Source organism: Psychrobacter sp. T6-1 (assembly GCF_052258445.1).
The window spans coordinates 1-1,202 of sequence record NZ_JBQQFC010000500.1 but is presented as its reverse complement, the minus strand read 5'-3'; the positions used below and the strand labels follow the sequence as shown (position 1 = coordinate 1,202).

General features: G+C 46.1%; 1 protein-coding gene. It reads right to left on the bottom strand.

Annotated features, from left to right (window positions below; translation table 11 throughout):
* Nucleotides 1-173: 173 nt before the first annotated feature.
* Nucleotides 174-1,202: phosphotransferase family protein (locus ACTXGO_RS14120; RefSeq protein WP_443574960.1), on the bottom strand; the 1,029-nt coding region annotated here is incomplete at its 5' end.

Here is a 1,202-nt window from a genome sequence, read left to right as displayed (position 1 = left end):
CAAGCTCTGAGAGCTTATCGTAATTTTCTTGTCCAAATGATGCCTGTCCGTGGCGGGCGAGCAAAATAGTTGTCATTGTGATAGTGCCTTTATAGTTTATTCAATTAAGTTTGATAAATAAAAACCAGTGAACTAGGCCTAGCTCACTGGTTTGTTACCTTAAATTTGAGCCATTAGCTATCAATAGATTTATCAGATGCCGACTCAAAATAGCCTTTGGGCAACACGCTTTTGACGACTTTTTGTATAGGCGCTGGTAGTTGCTCTACCATTGCTGCATCGACGCCGATCTCTTGCAAATGCGGTTGTACGCGGCGGGTAAATAGCGCCTCACCCTCATACTTAGCAATGAGCTTAAGGCATTTAGCATGCAATACATGAACGATAATCCAAAAATTCTTAAAGGCAGGATTTTTGGTTTGTTTATGATAGTAGCGATAATAAATCTGCTGAACGATACCCGCTAGGCGAAATAATCCAAACACTTCATAAAATGTCCAGTTATCGACCTCAAGACCCGTTTGCTTAAGATAGTAATCGACCACCTCATCACGAGTCATCATGCCTTTTAGATGGGTCGGCTGACGGCGCGACTGCTGCATGATCATGTTGTCATCGGCCTCAATCCAGTACGCTAGCGCACTCCCTAGATCCATTAGCGGATCGCCAAGGGTTGCCATCTCCCAATCGAGCACGCCAATGACTTCAGTAGGATTGTCCGCATTTAAAATAACATTATCAAAGCGCCAGTCATTGTGAATCACGCATGTCTTGCTATCACTTGGCGTATGAGTGGTCAACCATTGACGCACTAAGGCAAAGCTTGGTACATTCGGCGTTTTCGCTTTGATATAGCGCTTGTTCCAACCGCTTACTTGACGCTCGCAGTACCCCTCACCGCGACCTAACTTAACTAGGTCAGGATGCTCTGCGTAGTCCACTTGATGCAGCTCAACGAGTGCGTCTATGACATTGGTACACAGCGCGCGCGTTTGCAACTTGTCAAGCTCAATTCCCTTTGGCAGATTAGCGCGTGGAATAATACCCTCCATACGCTCCATCACATAAAAGTCGGCACCGATGATGTCCTCGTCGGTACATAGCGCGACCATCTTTGGAACATAAGGATAGGCATCCTTGAGCGCCTTTTGCACCGTGTACTCGCGTACCATATCATGAGCAGATTTGGCTTTGGTGCCCTT